The organism is Sphingobium sp. 15-1 (assembly GCF_013375535.1).
GTDB lineage: Bacteria > Pseudomonadota > Alphaproteobacteria > Sphingomonadales > Sphingomonadaceae > Sphingobium > Sphingobium aromaticivastans.
Map to the genome: position 1 here is coordinate 310,367 of NZ_JABXJG010000002.1, position 21,033 is coordinate 331,399.

The following is a 21,033-nucleotide window of genomic DNA, read 5'->3' on the forward strand; positions in this document are numbered from 1 at the left end:
CCCTGTCCTTTCATCGTCACCCTGAACTTGTTTCAGGGTCCATCCTTCCCCACGCCCCCACGTCGCCAAAGGCGCGATGGATGCTGAAACAAGTTCAGCATGACGGAGTGAACTAAATGTCCGATATTGCAGAACCCATCTACAAGACCGACGCCCTCATCGCGGAGGACATCGACCAGTATCTGGAGGTGCACCAGCACAAGACGATGCTGCGCTTCATCACCTGCGGGTCGGTGGACGACGGCAAGTCGACGCTGATCGGCCGCCTGCTCTATGACAGCAAGATGATCTTCGAGGATCAGCTCGCCGCTCTGGAAGCCGACAGCAAGCGCGTCGGCACACAGGGGCAGGAGATCGACTTCGCCCTGCTGGTCGACGGCCTCGCCGCCGAGCGCGAACAAGGCATCACCATCGACGTCGCCTATCGCTTCTTCGCCACGGAAAAGCGCAAGTTCATCGTCGCGGACACGCCCGGCCATGAGCAGTACACCCGCAACATGGTGACCGGCGCGTCGACCGCCGACCTTGCCGTCATCCTGATCGACGCGCGCAAGGGCGTGCTGACGCAGACCCGCCGCCATAGCTATCTGGCGCACCTCATTGGCATCAAGAATATCGTCCTCGCCATCAACAAGATGGATTTGGTCGACTATGACCAGGCGGTCTATGACGGCATCGTCAAGGATTATACCGAGTTTGCCCATAGCATCGGCATCAAGGCCTTCACGGCCATGCCCATTTCCGGCTTCAAGGGCGACAATATCACCGGCCCGTCGGCAAACACCCCCTGGTACAAGGGGCCTGCGCTGATCGAGCATCTGGAAACGGTCGAGGTCGATCAGGTCTCCGACCAGCTCAAGCCCTTCCGCATGGCGGTGCAGTGGGTCAACCGTCCCAATCTCGATTTCCGCGGCTTTTCCGGCCAGATCGCCACCGGCACGGTGTGCAAGGGCGACGCCATCCGCGTCCTGCCTTCGGGCAAGACCAGCACGGTCAGCCGCATCGTCACGCTCGATGGCGATCTCGACGAAGCGGTTGCCGGCCAGTCGGTCACGCTCTGCTTTACAGATGAGGTCGACTGCTCGCGCGGCGACGTGATCGCGGCGTCCGACAATCCGCCCCAGGCCGCCGACCAGTTCGAGGCGACCATCGTCTGGATGGCGGATGAGGAGATGCTGCCCGGCCGCCCCTATTGGCTGAAGATCGGCACGCAGACCGTCACCGCCACGATCCAGCAGCCCAAATATCAGGTCAACGTCAATACGATGGAGCATCTGGCGGCCAAGACGCTGGAGCTGAACGCCATCGGCGTCGCCAACCTGTCAACCGACCGCCAGATCGTGTTCGAACCCTATGAGACGAACCGCACGCTCGGCGGCTTCATCCTGATCGACAAGATCACCAACGCCACCGTGGCGGCGGGCATGCTGCACTTCTCGCTGCGGCGCGCGCAGAATGTCCATTGGCAGGCGACCGACGTCACCCGCGAATTCCATGCGGGCCTCAAGAACCAGAAGCCCGCCGTGCTGTGGTTCACCGGGCTTTCGGGGGCAGGCAAGTCGACCATCGCCAACCTTGTCGAAAAGAAGCTGGCGCGGATGAACCGCCACACCTTCCTGCTGGACGGCGACAATGTGCGCCATGGGCTGAACAAGGATCTGGGCTTCACCGACGCCGACCGGGTGGAAAATATCCGTCGCGTGGGCGAGGTGGCGAAGCTCATGACCGATGCGGGCCTGATCGTCATCACCGCCTTCATCTCGCCCTTCCGGGCGGAACGCGAGATGGTGCGCCAGATGATGCAGCCCGGCGAGTTCATAGAGGTGCATATCGACACCCCCCTGGCCGATGCGGAGGCCCGCGACGTCAAGGGCCTCTACAGGAAGGCGCGTTCCGGCGAACTCAAGAATTTCACCGGCATCGACAGCCCCTATGAGGCGCCCGAAGACCCCGAAATCCGCATCGACACGACCAGCCTCACCGCCGAAGAAGCTGCTGACGAGATCGTGAAGAGGCTGATCCCATGAGCGCGGCGGTCGAAAGCATGAACGACGCCGACCTCGCGTCGCATCTGGCCGAGATCGCCGGGCGCATATTGGTCAATGTGCGGGAAAGCGGCCTGTTCAGCCCCAAGGCGCTGGGCAAGGCGGGCGACCAGACCGCCAACCAGTTCCTCTGCCACGCCCTGCGCGAGACGCGGCCCCAAGACGGCCTGCTGTCGGAGGAGGAGAAGGACAATGAAGACCGTCTCGCCAAGAGCCGGGTGTGGATCGTCGACCCGGTCGACGGCACCCGCGAATATGGCGAGGAACGCGCCGACTGGGCGGTGCATGTGGGGTTGGCGATCGACGGCAGGCCGGTGATCGGCGCGGTCGCGCTGCCGGGGCTGGATGGCGGCACGTTGCTGCGCTCCGACCGTCCCGCCGCTTTGCCGCCCGTGCCCGAAAAGCTGCGCATGGTGGTGAGCCGCACCCGCCCCGCCAAGGAAGCGGTGGCGGTGGCGGAGCGGCTCGGCGCGGAACTGGTGCCGATGGGATCGGCGGGGGCCAAGGCGATGGCGGTGATATTGGGCCAGGCCGACATCTATCTCCATAGCGGCGGGCAATATGAATGGGACAGCATGGCCCCGGTCGCGGTCGCATTGGCCCATGGCCTTCATTGCTCGCGCATCGACGGTTCGCCGCTTATCTACAATCAAAGCGACGTCTACCTGCCCGACCTGCTCATCTGCCGTACCGAACATGCGGGCCAGGTGCTGGCGCTGATCGCGGAGCTGGCTGAGGTCAACGGCTGAAGGGGGTCCATTTCCCGCCTCACAACGGACGGGACGCCCAATAAAGATGGCAGGGCGGCATGTTGCGCCATTCGAAACCGGTCACGATCTGCGCGAACCGGCGCTCCAGCAGCGGCTGCACCGCCTTGCGCATCTGATAGGCGAGAAACCGTCCATCCGGCGCCAGGGCGCGCGCGCTCGCCTTCATCAACCGCTCGGCCCGCTCCGGCGCCAGCGTGGAGAAGGGCAGGCCGGAAAGGATGCAGTCGGCCCGGCCCAGCCCATGATCGGCCATGATGTCGAGCACTGCATCGGCTGAACCGGTCACGGCAATCAACCGCCTGTCGCCGGTCGCGCCGCGCAGATGGTCGATGAAGGCGGCGCTGCTATCGATGGCCAGCAGCCGCGCATCGCCCGGCAGCCGATCCAGCAGGGCGCGGGTGAAGATGCCGGTTCCCGGACCATATTCGACGACGCAGGCCATCCGGGTCCAATCGACCGGGGATAACATGCGGTCCACCAGGAAGCGCGACGCGGGGAAAGCGGAGCCGACAGCTAGCGGGTTCCGGAAAAACTCCCGAAAGGCGAGAGCCAGGAATGCCGGGCCGCGCTGGTCCGCCAGCAGGCCTTGCGCCGCCCTGTTTTCGAACGATGTCGCCACGATTGCGTCACTCTCCGATCATTTTTGCCGCCGCAGCCGCTGCGCGTCGGGCTTGCCGGGGAAACCCCCGGGGCCAAAGTCAAGTTCCTGAAAAAACGCCTCACCTGGATCAAGTCTCCCTCCCGGTCGGCGCAAGAAGGGTGACAGGCGCCGATATTCGGCTATCGAATGGAGCCGGCTTCCGGGATTCGACAGACGGGAGCCGATGGAGATTATCGAGATGCGGCAGATCGACCCCATGACGGTTGCGTTGGGTTATTGGAGCCTTGGTCTGGAAGCCGCCATGGTGATTGGCCTGCGCGTGCCGAAATTGCTGGCCGGCAATCCGGCGGCGGCGGTCGAGGCGCAACGGATGGTGGCGGAGAAGATCGAGGCGGCGGCCCTGTTGCAATGGAAAGCGATGACGGGCGCGCTGGGCACGACGCCGCTTTCCGTCATGCAGGCATCGACCGCCCATTATCGCAAGGCCGTTGGCAAGAACCGCCGGCGGCTATCCCGCTAAGGCCGCAGCTTAAGCCTGATCGCCTGAGTCCGAAATTCGCCATATTGATCGTCCTCCCGGGTTTGACCAGGAATGACGGTGATGAAGCGAATTTCGATTCCGCCACGCTGGGCCGCGCAGACAAGTCCGGAGTGTCGGGAAATGGCCAATAGGGGACGTTAAGTGCACCGTGCTCCTGCGCAGGCAGGAGCACGGTGCACTTCAAGGAAAGCGGACTGTCTGCCAACCACCCAAATCGCCCAGTCCGGCGACCCAGAGTCCACCCCATGGCCACTCTCAGGCCATAGCGCGAGCCCGCATCGAAAAGCCCTCATCGCTGGAAGCGCCCGCCTTCTGCAACTCGAAATCAAAGGCGATGGTGGCGGTGTCGCCCTGCCGGTTGGGCATGGGCAGCAGGCCTTCCCGCGTGGCGAAGGCGAAATCGTCCGCCGCGAACGGATCGTCCCCGAAGTTGATCTGCGTCGTCAACGTGCGATAGCCCGGCGCCTCGACGAAGAAATGCACATGAGCCGGGCGGTTGCCATGGCGGCCCAGCGCCCGCATCAGCCGGTCGGTCGCCCCGCCGGGCGGCACGCTGTAGCCATTGGGCATCTTCGAATGGAAGCTGTAGCGCCCATCGCTGCCGATCCGGATGCGGCGGCGGTTGTTGAAGGGCGTCTGCTCGCCGGTCGGGTCGAAATGCGAATACCAACCCTGCGAATTGGCGTGCCAGACATGCAGGATCGCGCCCTGCACAGGCTCCCCGTCCGGCCCCCTGATCACGCCGCTCATGTAGAGCGTGCCGGTGTCGTCGGCATCGTCGGTAAGGTTGACGTCGCCCTCCGCCAGCGGCGCGCCCGCGACATAGAGCGGCCCCTCGATGGTGCGGGGGGTGCCGCCGGTCCGGCCCGCCTCGGCATCCCTGGCGTCCATCAGCAGGTCCATGAAATGCTCCAGCCCCACGCCCGGCACGATCAGGCCGAATTCGGCGGCGCCGTCCTGGAAATATTGGATCGCAGCCCAGAACTCACTTTCGCTCACATCATGGCGGACGATGGTCTTCATCACCGCTTCGGCCAGGTCGCGAACTATGCTCTTCAGCCGCCCGTCACCGCCCTCGGCGTCAAGGCCAGCGGCCCGGTCCAGCAGGGTCTGAACCGCCGGGCTGTTCACGAAATCTTCGGTCATTTTACCTCTCCGGAAGGGGGAATATCAGCGATCATCATTGCTGTTCGAGGGGGTTTTCTGGACGCCGCCAGCGCATTTCAACCCGCATGCCGCTCGATGCTTTCGACCCGACGCACCAGCCGGGCGGCCATGGACGGCCTGACCGGCCGCCCCGCGATGATCTTGCGCCAGCTATTATAGCTGATGCCGAAACGCGCGTTCAGCGCCTCGTCGGTCCGGCCGGTCGCCAGATGCAGCATTCGGTCCACTACATCCCGGCCGATGACGACCGATCCCGGCATTTTCGCCCCGCTCATGGCGATCACGCCTGCGCGCCATATTGCTGGCGGACCAGCTCCGCCACGCCCATGCGCTCCAGGATCGGCGTCGGGCAGAGGAAGGTGACGCGGACGACCCCCGGCAACCGGCTGATCTCGATCGACCCGGCGATGGTCGCCCGATTGAGTATCTCGTCATAGGGCAATCCCGTCACCTCGGCGGCGCGGGTCAGCCCGTTCTTGGTCGCGTCGTTCAGCGTCGGCCCCGAACCGATGAAGGTGATCGGCGCATTATCCTCGACCGTCTTCTGCCCATAGCGTTCGGCCAGACGCTCGACCGCCGCGCTCTCCTCCCCGCTCATCGGCTGAGCCAGGAAGGGCAGGTCGTCGCGATGCTGCAACAGGATCGGGCCGTCCAGCTTCAGCCCCTTGATCACCTTCACTTCCAGCTCAACCACGCCCGATACGTCGGTGGCATGGCCCGCAATCTCGCCATTGCCCTGCTGCGCATGCATGTCGCCCATATAGACGCCGCCGCCGGGCACCTTGACCGGACAGATGAGGATCGCGCCCTCCCCCACCGAATTGGTGTCCATATGCCCGTCCGTCTTGTGCCGGTCCAACTCCTCCTGCGTGAAGCTGTAGCCATGGGGCGCATCGATCAGGAACGACCCGAAATCCCCCGCATTATGCGAATCCGGCAGGTCGCGGGACGGCACCGTGCCGATATTGCCCAGGAAAGGCCGCATGCGGCTGGCCAAGCCCGAAATATCCGCCCGCGCCAGCGCCAGGATCGAATGCTGGTCCGCCCCGTCCGGAATGGCCGCGATATTCCGCGCATCCCCGGCGATCCGTTCCGCGACATCCTTGCTCACGGTCAGCGACACATTGTTTTCCCGGTCCAGCACGATGACATAGCCGTTGGAAAAGCGGAACGCATTCACCTCCGCCCCGCAATTGTCGCAGCGCACCGCCTCGTCCCCGATCCCTTCGATATGGCTGGACGGCGCGGTCGTTCCACAGTTCGGGCACAGCTTCGCCACGAAAGGATCGCCCACATAGCGCCCCTCGACAAATTCCATCACGCCCGAAGAGGTGGCGAGCGACGTCACCCGGACGGTCTTCAATGTGATGGCGATGGCGTCCCCGACCTCCGCCCCTTCAACCAGCACGGGGCGCGTGACTTCATGCCCGCCCTGGAATTTCGGCGTGATCATCGGTCCCCAGCAGCCCGGCGGCGTGCCGGTGCGGATGGTGCCGCCGTCGCGAACGGTCCCGGCCGGCGCGATGCCCGGCCCGACGATCCCACCGCTATAGTCGTAAACCTCGATATGCGAACGCGCGTCAGACATTGGAACTACCCTTTGTTTCTGTGGGACCGCTCAGAGCGCGGCATCGCCATCCATGCGCACGAAGCGCCGCGCATCGAAGCTGAAGGGAACGGCGCTGCTGCCCCCGTAAAGCTCATGATGCGGCGACGCCTCGGCAAAGGCGCAGGCGAGCAGGAAGAGATTATGGACATCCTCCGGCATGCCGGTGGCGGGATGGTCCGACAGCAGGCGCAATATCTCATCGAGGCGCGGCATCATCGCGTCGTATAGCGCCTTGAAGTCGGCGGCGGTGGCGGTCCAGCGGATTTCGCTGCGTTCATTCTCGCTCGGGCGCGCCCAATGGGCGGCAAGCGGCGCCAGATCGGCAAAGGGCGCGGGAAGGATGGGGTTCGTCATGCTATGGTTCCTCAGGCCGCGAGATAGGTGTCGAGCGTGCGCGCCGCGTGGCGGATCAGGAATTCCTGGTCCATCAATTGCATCGCATCGATCGATCCGGACATGATGCCGGCGAAAGTGTCTTCCATGGTGGCGGTGTCTTCCAGCCAGGCGTTGCGGTGCAGCGCGTTCACATGCTGCTGCGCCACCTGCTCCGCCGCGCTCTGGGCAGGCCGGAAATAGTTGATGCCTTCCCACAGCGTCCGCCCATGGTCGAGCGGCCAGAACTGGTGGGTGAAGAAGGACATGCCCGGATAGCCGCAGCCCGACGCCAGATGGATGATGAAATTGGGGAACAGATTGGGCAGCTCGAACTGGAAATCCGCCCGCCGTTCCGGGTTGATCGCGGGCGGCAACTGGTCGGGCCGCGGCCGGTGGCGCTCGGTCGTACTCAGCATCGACGCGAAGGCCAGCGTCGAGGGCGCGGTGTCCATCCCCGCCCCATAGATGGTGGAGGAGGCATGCGGCCCCATCAGCTTGAAATCGCTATGCTCCACCCCTTTGAAGCCCGGCAGCGACCCGGCGTGGATGGTCGGCACATGATAACCTTCGCTGAAGGCATAATGGGCGACCTTCCAGTTGCAGTTCAGCACCGTCGAATAGCGGAAGGCTGTAGTCGATTCCGCATAGGGATAGCCGCCGAACAACCGGCCGAAGTCACCCAGATATTCGGTCAGCGTCTGCGCCGGTTCGGCGTCGAAATGGATGAAGGCGAAACCTTCCCAGCTATCGCAATGAATTTCGCGCAGTCCAAGACAGGCGGTATCCAGCTTGCCGAACTTCTCCTTCATCGGCACGGAGCGCAATGGCCCGTCGGTCGAAAACACCCAGCCATGGAAGCGGCAGGTGACGACATTGGCACGCGACCGCCCGAAAGTCTCGAAACCGCTGCTCGGAACGACCTTGTTCCCGCGATGGGTGCAGACATTGTGGAAAGCCCTGATCCGTCCGTCCTTGCCCCGCACGATCAGCACGGATGCGTCCGCCACCGGCAGTTCCTTGACCTTATAGTCCCCGACATTGGGCAATTCCCAACTTGTCGCGACCTTCAACCAGGTTTTGCGGAAAATTTTCTCGCGCTCCAGTTCGTAAATGGCCGGATCGCTGATTGCCCGCACCGATACCGGGTCGACGCCAAGTTCTTCGCGAATATCATCGACGCTGCGGTTGATATGGCGCAAGTCTTCTGCCGTGCATGTCGTGGTCATCTTACTCTCCGAAATTCCCGTAAATTTTTCAGGTCATGCTTCGGCCAGGGTGGCGGGCTTGTCGCGCCAGCCGTCCGGATAATGGGAGATCAAATCCGCCTGCAGTTCCAGCGCACCGAACCGCCAGCCGCCCTCCACCTTCCGCACTTCCGCGACGTACCGCCCCCCGATCCAATAGGCCCGCCCGCTGGCTGAGGTCGCGACCTCCCACAGCATGAATTCGACGTCCGCCCGGTCGTGGCCGGGATCGATAGTCACCTTGGGCGAGACCAGATAATGCAGGGTCCATCTGAACCCCTGGTCGGCATTGCCCGCCACACCCTCAGCGATGGCCTCGCCCCCCGACAGCGTGCCATAATGATCGATCCGGAAGACAGCATCCGCCGTGAAAAGCGGCCGTAGCATCTCCGCCGAAGGCCCCGCGTCGAATGCCCGCGAAAGATCGACGATCAGCGCATCGATGTCGCGCAGCGCTTCCAACCGTGCGATCCTGCATTCCAATGTTCCCGGCATGCCGTCCTCGTCCGCTAAGGCGGGCGCCGGAAAAACCGGCACCCGCATGATTGTCAGAAGGTCCGGCGCGCGCTCAGGAACCATTCGCGGGGCCGCCCGAACGCCCCCTCCGTGATCCCGCCGAAGGAATCCACGAAGCACGAACCCAGATAGACTTCCTTGGTCAGATTCTTGACGCCCAGCGTGATCAGCCAGCTTTCCGGCTCATCGCTATAACCGATGGAGGCGTTCACCAGATGATAGCCCTTCTGGATCAGCAGCGGGCTGTTCACCGCGTCATTATAGACCTTCGACCGGTAGGACCAATCGACCCGCGGCGTGAACCGGCCCACGCCGTCGACCCGAATGTCGTAGGAAGCCCCCGCGCTCAGCGTCCATTTGGGCGCATTTTGCAGGTGAGAATCCTTTGTCACGCCGCTGTTGAGGGCGCGGATGTCCACCTGACGATATTTGGCATCGAGATAGCCGAGCCCCGCCTCCAGCCTGAGCGCCTCGGTCGGGCGCGCCTGCAATTCGAGTTCCAGACCCTTGATCCGCGCCTTCGCGGCGTTCTGGATGATCGGCGCGAAGCCCAGGCGCGGGTCGTTCACCGTGATCTGCAGATCGTCATAATCGTTGATGAACGCCGCGCCGTTCAGCCGCAGCCGCCGGTCGAACAGGTCGGACTTGAAGCCGACTTCATAGGTGGTGCTGGTCTCCGGCCGGAAGGACGGAATGTTGGCGAAGGGCGGGAAGACGCGCTGGGTGAAGCCGCCGCCCTTGAACCCCTGCGAATAGGATGCGTAGGTCAGGAATTCGGGCGACCAGCGATAGGAAAGGCTGGCCATCGGCGTCCAGGCGCGGTCCTTGATCGTCGTCCGTCCGGGCGGGCCCATCAGCGGATCGCCATCCTGCAACCCCGACCCGTCGGGATTGAAGGGCTGCCCCGTCAGGAAGCCCGCCGCCACGACATATTGATTGCCATTGTCGAAGGTCTTCTTGTCCTCGGTCCAGCGTATGCCACCGGTCAGGCTGAGATTATGGACGATTTCGAACGTCGCCTGACCGAAGGCGGCAAGGCTCCGCCCATCGAGGATCGCACCGCTCATGAAGACGGCGTCGACAATGTTGACCAGATCCTGGTGATTGCCGCTTTCCTTCGAATAATAGCCGCCGACGACCCAGTTCAAACGGCTGTCGAGGGCATCACCGATCAGTTGCAATTCTTCGGAGAACTGATCCTGCTTCCAGTCGCTCTTGGTCTGGACGATGCTGGCCGGGCTATGATCGGAATCACGGGTCCAGAAACCCGTCACCTTGCGATAGGCGGTGATGGACTTGGCCGTTACATTATTGCCCAGCCGCCATTCCACCGTGCCGGAAACACCCCAGATATTGAGGTCGGACGCTGACTGGTAACGCCGCTTGCCGAAATTGTCGAAGGTGCTGGAAATCGCCCGGAACGTGCCGCCATGGCGATAGGGCGCCTGCGCCCACTGGCTGTTGTAGCAGCGCGTGTCGGAAAGCCGGGCCGGATTGGAAAGATCGGTGCAGATGCCCGCCGCGCCCGAATAAAGGCCGTTCCACACCTGCGCCGCCGGGGCATTCTCATCGACCGCGAGCATGACGTTGGGCGCGGTTTCCTCCCGCGAACGCGTGCCGTCGACGGCGATGTTGATGGAAAGCTTGCTCGTCGGCTCCAGCCGCAGCGCGAAACGCCCCGCCATGGTGTTGGTGTCGCCCAGATTCGGCGCCAGCGGCACCGTGCCTTTCACATAGCCGTCGCGCATATGATAGAAGCCCGAAAGGCTGGTATAGACCCCCTCGGCCAGCGGCACGTCGATGGAGCCCTTGATCTGCACCCGGTTGTAGCTGCCGGTCGTCAGCTCCAGGCTGGCCCCCAGATCGTCGGCGGGCTTCTTCGTGACGACGCTCACCGCGCCGCCAATGGTGTTGCGGCCGAACAAAGTCCCCTGCGGCCCGCGCAGCACCTCGATCCGCTCGACATTGAGGACGTCGAGCACGTTGCCGACACCGCGTGAAATATAGACGCCATCCAGATACAGTCCCACGCCCGGATCGGCGGAAAGCTGATAGTCATTCTGCCCGATGCCGCGAATGAAGATCGCCGCCGTGGCGTTGCTGGCCGATACCGGCACCGAACTGTTGAACTTCACGTTCGGGGTGAAGTCACCGATCTGCGTGACGTTATCGATCCCGCGCTGCGCCAGACCTTCCGACGTCACGGCGGAAATGGAGATCGGCGTGTCCTGAAGCGACTCGGCGCGGCGACGAGCGGTGACGGTGATTTCCGCGATACCGCTATTCTGGCTCGCCGCCGGGTCTTCCGGCGCCTGCTGCGCCAGAACAGGCGCTCCGGATGCCAGCGCCAGCCCGGCGATCAAGGCGCGCAACGAACCGGATTGCAGGCACCGGGCCACGCGGCCGGACGATATGGGTTTGCAGCTTTCGTCTTCCATTTTTTGACTCCCCGTCTCGATTGGCATTTTGTTTTTCTGGTACCGCCAGCCCCCGGCAGTTGGTTCCGAAAGGCACGGTCACAGCGCCTGTTGGACGCCCGCACCTAATCGAACCCAGATCGGCCATGCGCGCTAGCCTGATCCTGCGAGGTTCGACATCTGAGCGCGACGGAGTGCGGCACAACGAAAAAGGCATTCCGCACCCCTTTTAACCCCCCGCGCCTTTGATGCGCCCCCAGGCTAAGGTGCACCGGATCGGGCTAGCGGGGCAATGCGCGCGCCGACATCATCCATGGCGAATTCAGGCATTCGGAAGCCCCTAGACGCGGCGACCGATCGCAACAGCAAGGACAGGATGATGAACGACGCGCATCGCTGGTTACACGAACATCCCGAACTGGGATCGGGGCCGATCTCCATCGAACCCTATATCGACCCGGACTGGTATGAACGAGAACGAGAGAAGATATTCAAAAAGGTCTGGCTCTGCGTCGGCCGCGTCGACGAAATCCCCAACAAGGGCGATTACAAGGTCAAGCGCCTCGCCGCCGCCGACACGTCGGTCATCCTGATGCGCGGCAAGGACGACGTCGTGCGCACCCATCACAATGTCTGCGCGCATCGCGGCAACACCGTCGTCACTGAAACCGGCCCGGAAACCTTCGGCCGCAGCAAGGCGGCCATCGTCACCTGCCGTTTCCACGGCTGGGTCTATGGCGCGGACGGCGCGCTGAAGCATGTGCCGAGCGAAGAACGCTTCTACCAATGTTTCGACAAGCAGCGGAACGGCCTGACCCCCATCCACACCGATGTCTGGGAAGGCTTCATCTTCGTCAACCTGGCCGAAAAGCCGGACAACAGCCTGGCCGACTTTTTGGGCGACTATGCCGCGCATTTCGCGGGCTTCCCCTTTGCCGAACTCAACTACCAGTTCACCTACCACACCGAACTGGAATGCAATTGGAAGGTCGCGCACGACGCCTTTGCGGAGGCCTATCATGTCGACACCATCCATGCCGGCTCCTTCCCCAACACCTTCTCCACCGGGCTGCAAAATGTGAAGCTGATGGGCCCGCACCGCACCTGCGCCGTCTGCCTGACGTTGGGCGCGAAGCCCACCCCGGTCGCGGGCATCGCCAATAACATTGCAGGCGCCTCGCTCGTCACCCAGCGCGCCGAAACCATGCTGCCCCCCGCGATCAACCCGGACAAGCGCGACGATTTCGCCTTCGAACTCAGCGTCCTTTTCCCCAACACGCTGATCCACGTGTCGGAGGGCATCTGGTTCACCCACCAATTCTGGCCCATCGCCCATAACCGCACGCTCTGGGAGGGCCGCTATTATGTCCGCCCGCCGAAGACCAACGCGGAACGCTGGGCCATCGAACATGCGATGACGCTCCAGCGCAACGCCTGGCTGGAGGACACCGCCACCATGGAGGACACGCAAAGGGCGATGCAGTCCCGCGCCAAGCTCGTCCAGAATCTCCAGGACGACGAAATCCTCATCCGCCACAGCGCCGCCGTGGTCGACCAATATGTCAATGCGTGAGGGGGAAAAGACCATGACGCAAACCATACTGCCTGCGGGCTTCGAAGACCTCTCCCTTTGCCTCGACTGGAACCTGCCGACGGCCGACCAGCGCCAGCGCAAGCGGCAGGCATCGAGCGCGGCGGAACTGCGCACCTTCTACGACCGCATGCTGCCCCGCCTGTCGGACGCGCTGGCGGAGGTCGACCGCTTCCCGCTCGGCGCGCTGCCGGAAAGCCACCATGCCCTCTACAATCTCGCCCTCTCGCTGGCCGAGGTCGCCCCGCATATCGAGCTGTATTCCGGCTCTCCCGGCGTCCCCTATGCGTTCGAGGAAGAGCGCTTCCTCGCCGTCCATGGCGGGCAGGAGACATGGCGCGGGCTGCACCCGATGGCCGCCTGACAATGGCCCGCCTGCCCATGGAGGAACGGCTGTTCCGCATCGAAGCGCGCCAGGAGATGGAAGGTCTCGTGGCGCGCTACGCCCACGGCGCGGACCGGAGGAACGACCCGGCGATCATGCGACCGCTGTTCCACGCGGACGCCACTTGGTCGGCGGAGGGCTTCGCCACCTTCCACGGCGCCGCCGCGATTGCCCAGGGCCTCGCCCGCATCGCCGCCGAACAGGTGCTATGGTCGATCCACTATATGGTCGCCCCCTATGTCGAATTTATGGAAGACGCCCGCTCGGCGCGCTGCCGCTGGTATCTCTGGGAACTCTCCACCATGGCCGGGGACTCCGGCCCGGAAGATCGCTGGCTGGGCGGCTGGTACGACAGCCTGACAACTTATGAGGAAGAAGAATGGAAATTCACGTCCGTGAAGCTGGACCTGCGCATCCAGGGTGTGGCAACGCCCCCCTGGGCGATCAAGAAGGCGTTCGCCCCATGATCCGCCTCTGCGCCATCGACGATCTCAGCGAGGAAGAGGTGCACCGCGTCGAACTGGAAGACGGCCACGGCATCGCCGTCTATCTGCTGGACGGGCAGGTGTTCGCCACCGACGACCTCTGCACCCATGGCGAAGCCTCGCTGGCGGAGGGTGAGATAGAGGACGGCAAGATCGTCTGCCCCTTCCACCTCGGCAGCTTCGACATCAAGACCGGCGCGGCCTGCGCGGCCCCCTGCTCGATCGCGCTCAAAACCTATGCGGTGGAGATGATCGACGGCGCGGTGCATATCGCGCCCTGATGGTCGGTGCGGCCACTCATTGTCGATCGCGGTGCGCTTGAGCAAAATCTGAACCGTGTTCCTGCGAAGGCAGGAACCCAGTCCCGCCGCTGGAACTGGCCTCCTGCCTTCGCAGGAACACGCTGCGCCTCAACCCCACCGGAATAGAACTAACACGCCCCCATCCTTCACCCCTTCAACTGCCGCAAGGTAGCCGAAGGCCTCTCCCCAAAGCGCTCCGCATAATCGCGGGCGAATTTACTCAGATGGCTGAACCCGCAGGCCAGCGCGACATCGGTCACGCTATGCCCCTCCTCCACGCCGCCCAGCAGCATCTTGCGCGCCAGGTCCAGCCGCACATTCTTGAGATAGACCATCGGCGTCACCCCGCGAAACCGCCGGAACCCCGCATGCAGCGACCGTGCGCTGACCCCGGAAATCTCGATCATGTCGATCAGCGAGATCGCCTCGCACGCATGGCCCCGCACGAAATCCTCGACGCGCCGCACATAATAGGGCGCCGGGGCCGAGGGCGATGAATCGTACAATTCGGAATGATTGTGCGGCACCGCCGCCAGCAGCAGGCGCTTCAGCGTATCCTCCACCGCTCCGCTCGCCCGGGGATGGGTATAGCCCGTCAGCCCATAGTCGATGTCGTCGCAGATCGTGCGGACCAGATGAGCAAAGGCCTGCGCCGCCCCCACCAGCGGCACCGGTCGGGTGGAGAAGACCAGATCGTCCGGCCGGAACCCCAGCTCGTTCGCCAGCACCTGCTCCAGATCGGCCTTGGGTATCTTGATGGTGAAATGCTTGTAGCCCGCCTCGAACGTCTGGCGGAAATGCGAATCGGGAGCCAGCACGCACATCTGGCCGGGCGCCAGGCTGAAACTGTCTCTGTCATGGGTGATGAAGGACGTGCCCGTCAGCGAGAATTGCACCAGATAAATGTCCCCCATCTGCGGCACGTCTATCGAAATCCGGCCGAACGGGTTGCCATAATCCTGCGCGTTGAAGGTCAGCGCCTTGAGCTGGGCCTGATTATGGCGGAAATCGATCGGCGGCCGCCCGCCATGGACATCCAGCCGATGGGGGCAGAACATCCGGCTCATATGCGCTTCTACATCGCCCGCGTCAGTGCTGCTGAACCGGTTCCACTGCACGAGCGGAAGCGCCTCTCCATTCCAGAAGCGGCTCGGCGTGGCCATGTGCGTCAGCATGCTCGTCCTTCCCTCGGTCCCTTGGAAGATGACACTCTCATTACGGAGCCGGGTCAAGCCCGACGCGCCAAAAGGCCGCGCCAGGGGGGCAGGGGCTGCGCTAACGGGATAGTTGCCGGGCGCCTTTTCCCCCAATTTCCCCGGAACAACGGAAAGACGGACGCGCACCAGGGGAGAATCGGGTTGAACGAACATATCGCCGTGGACGTCCTTATCATCGGCGGCGGCCATGCGGGCGCGCATCTGGCCATCGCCCTGCGGCAAAAGGGCTTTGCCGGGACCATTGCCGTCGTCAGCGACGAAAGCACATTGCCCTATGACCGCCCGCCCTTGTCCAAGGCCTATCTGATCGGCAGCGTCCAGATCGACCGGCTGCTGCTGCGGGACAGCGATTATTGGGCCGAACAGCAGGTGCGCTTCGAACTGGGGTGCAGGGTCGCTTCGCTCGATCCCGCGAACAGGCGCGCCGAACTGGACGATGGCCGGGCCATCCGGTTCCGCTGGTGCGTGTTGGCCACCGGCGGAAGCGTGCGGCGCCTCCGCTGCCCCGGCGCGTCGCTGCCGGGCATCCATTATCTGCGCACCGTCGCGGATGTGGACGCGATCCGCGAAGGGCTCAGCCGCGGCGGACGCGTCGGCATCATCGGCGCGGGCTATGTGGGGCTGGAGGTCGCGGCGGCGGCGCGCGAAATGGGCCACCCGGTCGTCGTCATCGAAGCACAGCCCCGCGTCCTCCAGCGCGTCACCTCGCCCGCAATCTCCGCCTTTTTCGAGCGGCAGCATCGCGCCCGGGGCGTCGAGCTGCGCCTGGGCGAACAGGTCGCGGGCTTTTCCAGCGAAGACCGGCTGACGGCCGTGCGTCTGGCCTCGGGCGAGGAAATCCCGATCGACCTCGCCATCGTCGGCATCGGCATCGACGCCGACACGGCGCTGGCGGAAGCGGCGGGCATCGCCTGCGACGGGGGCGTGCTGGTGGACGAATATTGCCGCACGTCGGCGGCAGGCGTGCTGGCGATAGGCGACTGCGCCCGGCATCCCAATCCCTTCGCCGGAGGCTTGTGGCGGCTGGAATCCGTCCAGCATGCGATGGATTCCGCGACCGCCGCCGCCGACACCATTCTGGACGAACCCACCGAATATCGGGCGCTACCGACCTTCTGGTCCGACCAGTTCGACCTGAAACTGCAATCGGCCGGACTCAACAAGGATGCCGACGACATCGTGCTGCGCGGCGATCCGGAAAACGGCCCCTTCACCGCCGTCTATCTGCGGCAGGGCCAGGTGATCGCGGTCGACGCGATCAACAGCCCGAAGGATTTCATGGGCGCCCGCACATTGATCCTGAAGGGCACTCCCGTCGACCGGGCAAAGCTGGCCGACATCTCCATTCCGCTGAAAATGGCGGCACAAACCGACCGGATGGCGTCATGAGCTGCATCGACATTCCGAAGATGACAAACCGAAGGCCCGCATAGTTAAAATGGCGGTCTTTTCAGGCCGATTGGATTAAAGCGCACCGTACTCCTGCGTAGGCAGGAACATGGTGCAACGGGATAAACTCCAGGCTGCGTGGACGGATTCGGAACGTAGGGCAATGGCCAATGGCTGACATCAAATCCTCCCTGCGCGAAGCGTGGGGAGGGTCGAAGAGAGTCACGTGCCTCTCTTCGACATGCGAAGCATGGTGGAGGGGAAATACGCAGGTCGTGCCATTTTCCCCTCCACCAGCCTTCGGCTGGTCCCCCTCCCCATCTCTCGATGGGGAGGATTAGAAACGTCCGCCTTCCACCCAAATCGCTCAGTCCGGCGCGCCCTGAATTTGTCCACGCCGCCTAAGACCGCAACAACCACCACAATATCCCCGCCCAGAAGGACCAGCATTCGCAATCGGACCGATAGCGCAAGCCGCAGGCATGGGCTTCCCCCGCCTCCTTCATCTCCTTCGCCCGTTCGCCGGAGCGCGCCTGCCGCCTGTCGTCGGCGGCCATCCCGGATCGTCGCATCAGCGGCAAGCTTCCTTTAAGCTGCATGGCGGCGACCCGGCGCGAGGCGCTCATAGGCGGAGAATAACCGGCCGAAATGATCGTCCATGGTCATGACCGATGGCGCCAGCGCGGCGGCGCGGTGGCGCTGCTCGTCAGGCCCGCCCTTCACGAAATCGACGATGGCGGCCGCCAGGCTGTCGGCCTGCGCCGCGCGGTAAAGCAGGCCCCCGCCGCTGCGCGCCTGGTCCGACGCGCCGCCCTCGTCCGGCACGATGACCGGCAGGCCGCTCGCCCGCGCCTCCGCCGCGACCATGCAGAAGGTTTCCGCCTCGCAGCCATGGACCAGCGCGTCCGCGCTGGCGAGCAGTTCGGCCAATGCGGGCCGGTCATGCATCGGCGCCAACAACTGGATATGCGGATTATTGGCGGCGGCGCGACGCACCCGCGCCCGTTCCCGCCCGTCCCCCACTAGCACCAGCCCGACCGGCGTGCCGAATCCCGCCGATGTCACGGCCTCTATCACCATCGGCCAGCGCTTTTCCGGCGCATGGCGGCCGACCCCCAGCAGCAACGTCGCCTCCGGCCCCAGGCCGCAGCGCTCCAGCAATCGGGCGCGCAGCCGTTCATTGCGCCGCGCCGGGCTGAAATGGCCGGGCTCCACGCCCATGGGCAGGGTCACGACGCGCTTCAGCCGTCCTGCCTCCAGCCGTTGGGACAGGCTGTCGCTGGCGCTGACGACCATGTCGAAACTCTCGTCCAGCCGCCGCAAATGCCGCCAGAACCAGTCGAAGCCCCGGTCGATCCGCTCCCGGCTCAGCACCTGACCGAACCAGCGATAGGCATAGGCGGACAGCGGATCGGCATGCATGATGAGGGCGCGGGGCGCATCCCCCCGCCAACGCGCCACCATCGCGGCGCTGCCCCAGGGAGAGGACGCCTCGACCAGATCGGGTTGCAGCCGGTCGAGCATGGCGTGGAGCGACTGTTCATCGTCGAAATAGGAATAGCGCCGGTCCAGCGGGAAACGCCGCGCGGGCAGCATGACGATCTTGCCGCCGCCCGCCTCCACCACCCGGTCGCTGTCGGACGGGGCCAGGATGATGATCTCATGCCCCGCCTGCGCCCCGGCGCGCAGCTTGCGTTCCACATAGGTCTTCACCCCGCCGCCGCTGGGCGCGTAGAAGGCGCAGACATCGACGATGCGCATCGGATTATTTCTCCGCTGGGCCGAAGGAAAAAAGCCCCCGGCGATAATTGACGGTGATGGCGATGCGGGTAGGGCCGCTGCCCACGGGCGCGCTGGCAGCGGCGGCATGGGGCTTGGACCAGCCGATCTTCGGATTGCCCGCAAAGCCGATGCCGTCGATCGACAGGGAAAAGCGGCGATTGGCGTCGCGGTCATGCAGCAGGCTGAGCGCATAGCTGCCGGGGCCGGGCGCGCGAATGCACAACTCCACCGGGCCGGATGGCGGCACCGGCTCCTCGACCCGGCGGAACGGCTTGCCCGCGGCGATCAGAATATTGTCGTCCGCCAGGAAATCCGCGTCGTTCGCGGGATAAAGTTCCAGCTTCAACCGCCCCTTGCGGTCCTTGAGGCCCGCCACCTCCACCAGATAGGCGGAGCCTTTTTCGTCCGGGCGGCATTGCCCCTCGGCCTTGCCCAGATCGGGCGTGGAGGGGATCGCCGCGCTGGCGAGGAAGAGGGTCGCGATCATTGCGCCCGGCTTTCCCGCAGCAATCCGGTCGCCCCCAGCGTGATGCCGACCAGCAGATGCGCCGCCAGGATCAGCGACGCCATCAGCGCCATGGCCGACACGATCTCGCTGTCGCGCCCGATCAGGAAGGCGGCCATGCCTGCGAACACCACATCCTTGTTCGGCAGGAAGGGCAGGCGCGAGACCAACTGCCGCAGCGTGCCGAGCAAAATCCACCAGCTAAGCGCTATGTCGGGCAGCAGCATGTGCCACATCATCGCCGCCAGCACCGTCGTCGCGACGATGCGCAGCAGATGGATCGCCGCGACCATCCACAGCGCCTTGCGCGGCAGGGTGAACAGCCGCTTGCGCAGCAGCATGGCGACCAGCGACGTCGCCAGCACGAAGAGTATCGACCCGCCGACTTCCCAGGTGTTGAGCCGCGCATCGACCGCGCCCAGCAGCGGCACGGCGAAGGCCACCATCACCAAGGTCACGCCATTGCCCACCAGCGCGGACAGGATCGTCACATCCTTGATCGCGCCGAAGGGGGCGGTGGTGATCTTCGCATGGCGCCGGGCCCAGGCGTAGAAATAGACCTCCCCCAGATAGCCGAGCAGGATTTCATTGCTGACCAGCTTGCGCAGCAGTGCCGCGAAGCCGTCCGCCGGGATCGACCAGAGGCGGCGGAAGATCACCCATTCGGACAGCGGCCCGGCCAGATAATAAAGCGCGAAGGCGGCCCAGAAGGCGATGCCGCCCGGCACCAGCCCCCAGAGGCTGGCCGGATCGATGCCGCGAAACTGGTGCAGCGCGACCACCAGGATCAGCACCGACACCAGCGGCCCGGCCCAGCGGGTCCAGTTGCGGCCCGATTGGATCAAGGGCCGGGGATCGAGCATGGCCGGGACCGCCGGATCGAGCGGCCGGGACGCAGGCAGAAGGCCGGTGGAACTGTTGCCAATCATAGGGGGCTCGTCATTGTTGACTGGATGGGATGACGGCGCGGCCGGGCATGCGCCTCAGTCGCCATCGCCGCGAAACTGTCGAGATAGGCGTCGGATGCCGCCTCCAGCGTGAAGCGGCGCGCCTGCGCCAGACTGGCGGGCTCGTCCTGCGGAAAGGGCGCATCGGCCAGGGCAGCAGCGAAGGCGCGCAGGTCGCCCACCGGGACAAGGCAGCCAAGCGCCCCGTCGCCCAGCAGCGACCGCATCGCCGCGCTGCATTGCGTGGCGATGACGGGCAGGCCGACGGCTAGCGCCTCCAGCAGCACGGCGGGCACGCCCTCATAGTCGGAGGAGAGCAGGAACGCGTCGGCCCCGCCGATGTGCAGCGCCGGGTCGGGCACATGACCCATGAAACGGACCCGATCCGCGATGCCCAACCGTTGCGCCCGGCCTTGCAGCGCCCTACGTTCCGGGCCTTCACCGAAGATCAGCAGACGGTCCTCCGCGCCCGCCGCCCGCGCAAAGGCTTCGAGCATCAGCGGCAGATTCTTCTGCCGCGCCAGACGGCCGATGGCGACGAAGAGACGCCCCTCGCCCTCCCCTTCCGGCTGGCGGACAGCCCGCAGCCCGTCGATCTGCGCCAGCGACAGGGCAGGATCGGGAATGACGCCGATCGCCTGTTTGCCGGGCCGGACAAGCGCCTCGATCTCCCGCTCCAGCCCCGGCGCCATGGCGACGAAACGGTCGATGAACCGCCCCTGCACCCGCAGCCAGACCCGATAGGCCATGCGCGCTGGCCACACCATGTCCCGCCGCTCCAGATCGTTGCTGATCTTGGCCAGAATGGGCGGACAGGCCCGCCCCAGCAGCAGCTTCATCGCCACCGCAACTACCGCATAGCTGTTGCCCGCGCAGAACAGCGCATCGGGCCGCGTCCGGCGGATGAAGCCGGGCAAGGTCGCGATCATCCACAATGTTTCGAACCAGGCGACGGAAAAACCCGGCCGCCGGGGCAGATGATGCTCCAGCCCCTCCCCCAGCTCCGCCCGCATCGCGCCGTCGCCGCGCCCCAGGAACAGCGGCGCGTCGACGCCTTGCTCCCGCCAGCGCCGCACCAGCCGCAGCGCCACGCGCTCAACCCCGCCCGGCTCGAAACTGTGAAGGAAGGTCAGGATGCGCATGGA

General features: G+C 64.7%; 22 protein-coding genes. 8 read left to right on the forward strand and 14 right to left on the reverse strand.

Annotated elements, in window-relative coordinates; all coding sequences use genetic code 11:
- The first annotated feature begins 116 nt into the window (after window positions 1-116).
- Window positions 117-2,027 carry a sulfate adenylyltransferase subunit CysN gene (gene cysN / locus HUK72_RS17680; protein WP_176598116.1) on the forward strand — a complete coding sequence of 637 codons (1,911 nt, stop codon included), beginning with the start codon at window positions 117-119 and terminating at the stop codon, window positions 2,025-2,027.
- On the forward strand, window positions 2,024-2,794 hold the full coding sequence (locus HUK72_RS17685) for a 3'(2'),5'-bisphosphate nucleotidase CysQ (RefSeq protein WP_176598117.1): 771 nt from the start codon (window positions 2,024-2,026) through the stop codon (window positions 2,792-2,794). Before cysN ends, HUK72_RS17685 begins: the two co-directional genes overlap by 4 nt.
- Window positions 2,795-2,813: 19 nt before the next feature.
- Here HUK72_RS17685 and HUK72_RS17690 read toward each other — a convergent pair whose 3' ends face one another.
- A complete protein-coding gene (locus tag HUK72_RS17690) occupies window positions 2,814-3,434 on the reverse strand; it encodes a methyltransferase domain-containing protein (RefSeq protein WP_176598118.1) in 621 nt (206 codons plus the stop codon).
- Between the two features lie 205 nt (window positions 3,435-3,639).
- Between HUK72_RS17690 and HUK72_RS17695 the strand changes: the two genes are divergently transcribed.
- Window positions 3,640-3,936, forward strand: coding sequence for a hypothetical protein (locus tag HUK72_RS17695; RefSeq protein ID WP_255325848.1), 297 nt, complete (start codon window positions 3,640-3,642; stop codon window positions 3,934-3,936).
- A 276-nt stretch (window positions 3,937-4,212) separates the two neighbouring features.
- Here the strand turns inward: HUK72_RS17695 and HUK72_RS17700 are convergent, their stop codons facing one another.
- From HUK72_RS17700 to HUK72_RS17730, 7 genes are all read right to left on the reverse strand, one after another.
- A complete protein-coding gene (locus HUK72_RS17700; protein ID WP_176598119.1) occupies window positions 4,213-5,103 on the reverse strand; it encodes a dioxygenase in 891 nt (296 codons plus the stop codon).
- Window positions 5,104-5,180: 77 nt separating this feature from the next.
- The gene (locus HUK72_RS17705; RefSeq protein WP_255325849.1) at window positions 5,181-5,399 is read right to left on the reverse strand and encodes a hypothetical protein; all 219 of its coding nucleotides are present in this window, start codon (window positions 5,397-5,399) and stop codon (window positions 5,181-5,183) included.
- Between the two features lie 5 nt (window positions 5,400-5,404).
- A complete protein-coding gene (locus HUK72_RS17710; RefSeq protein WP_176598120.1) occupies window positions 5,405-6,712 on the reverse strand; it encodes an acetamidase/formamidase family protein in 1,308 nt (435 codons plus the stop codon).
- Window positions 6,713-6,742: 30 nt separating this feature from the next.
- Window positions 6,743-7,087, reverse strand: a complete 345-nt coding sequence (locus tag HUK72_RS17715) for a hypothetical protein (protein WP_176598121.1) — start codon at window positions 7,085-7,087, stop codon at window positions 6,743-6,745.
- 11 nt (window positions 7,088-7,098) lie between these two features.
- Window positions 7,099-8,334 (reverse strand): aromatic ring-hydroxylating dioxygenase subunit alpha, encoded by a 1,236-nt coding sequence (locus tag HUK72_RS17720; protein WP_176598122.1) that lies wholly within the window; start codon window positions 8,332-8,334, stop codon window positions 7,099-7,101.
- Between the two features lie 33 nt (window positions 8,335-8,367).
- Window positions 8,368-8,847, reverse strand: coding sequence for a nuclear transport factor 2 family protein (locus HUK72_RS17725; RefSeq protein ID WP_176598123.1), 480 nt, complete (start codon window positions 8,845-8,847; stop codon window positions 8,368-8,370).
- A 53-nt stretch (window positions 8,848-8,900) separates the two neighbouring features.
- Window positions 8,901-11,306 carry a TonB-dependent receptor gene (locus HUK72_RS17730; protein WP_176598124.1) on the reverse strand — a complete coding sequence of 802 codons (2,406 nt, stop codon included), beginning with the start codon at window positions 11,304-11,306 and terminating at the stop codon, window positions 8,901-8,903.
- Window positions 11,307-11,598: 292 nt separating this feature from the next.
- On the opposite strand from HUK72_RS17730, the gene HUK72_RS17735 reads away from it, so the two are divergent.
- From HUK72_RS17735 to HUK72_RS17750, 4 genes are read left to right on the forward strand one after another with little or no spacing between them, the layout of a single operon-like run.
- Window positions 11,599-12,858 (forward strand): aromatic ring-hydroxylating dioxygenase subunit alpha, encoded by a 1,260-nt coding sequence (locus HUK72_RS17735; protein WP_255325850.1) that lies wholly within the window; start codon window positions 11,599-11,601, stop codon window positions 12,856-12,858.
- Window positions 12,859-12,871: 13 nt separating this feature from the next.
- Window positions 12,872-13,240: a hypothetical protein gene (locus HUK72_RS17740; RefSeq protein WP_176598126.1), complete on the forward strand. Its 369-nt coding sequence runs from the start codon at window positions 12,872-12,874 to the stop codon at window positions 13,238-13,240.
- A complete protein-coding gene (locus tag HUK72_RS17745; RefSeq protein ID WP_176598127.1) occupies window positions 13,210-13,728 on the forward strand; it encodes a nuclear transport factor 2 family protein in 519 nt (172 codons plus the stop codon). The genes HUK72_RS17740 and HUK72_RS17745 overlap by 31 nt, the downstream gene beginning before the upstream one ends.
- Complete coding sequence (locus tag HUK72_RS17750; protein WP_176598128.1) at window positions 13,725-14,027, forward strand: non-heme iron oxygenase ferredoxin subunit; 303 nt, start codon at window positions 13,725-13,727, stop codon at window positions 14,025-14,027. The genes HUK72_RS17745 and HUK72_RS17750 overlap by 4 nt, the downstream gene beginning before the upstream one ends.
- A gap of 167 nt (window positions 14,028-14,194) precedes the next feature.
- Here the strand turns inward: HUK72_RS17750 and HUK72_RS17755 are convergent, their stop codons facing one another.
- Entirely contained in the window at window positions 14,195-15,223 is a 1,029-nt protein-coding gene (locus HUK72_RS17755; RefSeq protein WP_176598129.1) for an AraC family transcriptional regulator, read from the reverse strand.
- Between the two features lie 183 nt (window positions 15,224-15,406).
- Here HUK72_RS17755 and HUK72_RS17760 point away from each other — a divergent pair, with 183 nt between their 5' ends.
- Entirely contained in the window at window positions 15,407-16,654 is a 1,248-nt protein-coding gene (locus tag HUK72_RS17760; RefSeq protein ID WP_255325851.1) for an NAD(P)/FAD-dependent oxidoreductase, read from the forward strand.
- Between the two features lie 401 nt (window positions 16,655-17,055).
- On the opposite strand, the gene HUK72_RS17765 is transcribed toward HUK72_RS17760, so the two are convergent.
- The 5 genes from HUK72_RS17765 to HUK72_RS17785 are packed head-to-tail and all read right to left on the reverse strand — an operon-like array spanning window position 17,056 to window position 21,030.
- Window positions 17,056-17,226 carry a hypothetical protein gene (locus HUK72_RS17765; RefSeq protein WP_176598131.1) on the reverse strand — a complete coding sequence of 57 codons (171 nt, stop codon included), beginning with the start codon at window positions 17,224-17,226 and terminating at the stop codon, window positions 17,056-17,058.
- 16 nt (window positions 17,227-17,242) lie between these two features.
- Window positions 17,243-18,415, reverse strand: a complete 1,173-nt coding sequence (locus HUK72_RS17770; protein ID WP_176598132.1) for a glycosyltransferase — start codon at window positions 18,413-18,415, stop codon at window positions 17,243-17,245.
- Window positions 18,416-18,419: 4 nt separating this feature from the next.
- Window positions 18,420-18,923 (reverse strand): DUF2141 domain-containing protein, encoded by a 504-nt coding sequence (locus HUK72_RS17775; protein WP_176598133.1) that lies wholly within the window; start codon window positions 18,921-18,923, stop codon window positions 18,420-18,422.
- On the reverse strand, window positions 18,920-19,870 hold the full coding sequence (locus tag HUK72_RS17780; protein WP_255325852.1) for a hypothetical protein: 951 nt from the start codon (window positions 19,868-19,870) through the stop codon (window positions 18,920-18,922). The genes HUK72_RS17775 and HUK72_RS17780 overlap by 4 nt, the downstream gene beginning before the upstream one ends.
- Window positions 19,867-21,030, reverse strand: coding sequence for a glycosyltransferase (locus HUK72_RS17785; protein ID WP_176598134.1), 1,164 nt, complete (start codon window positions 21,028-21,030; stop codon window positions 19,867-19,869). Before HUK72_RS17785 ends, HUK72_RS17780 begins: the two co-directional genes overlap by 4 nt.
- Between the last annotated feature and the right edge of the window lie 3 nt (window positions 21,031-21,033).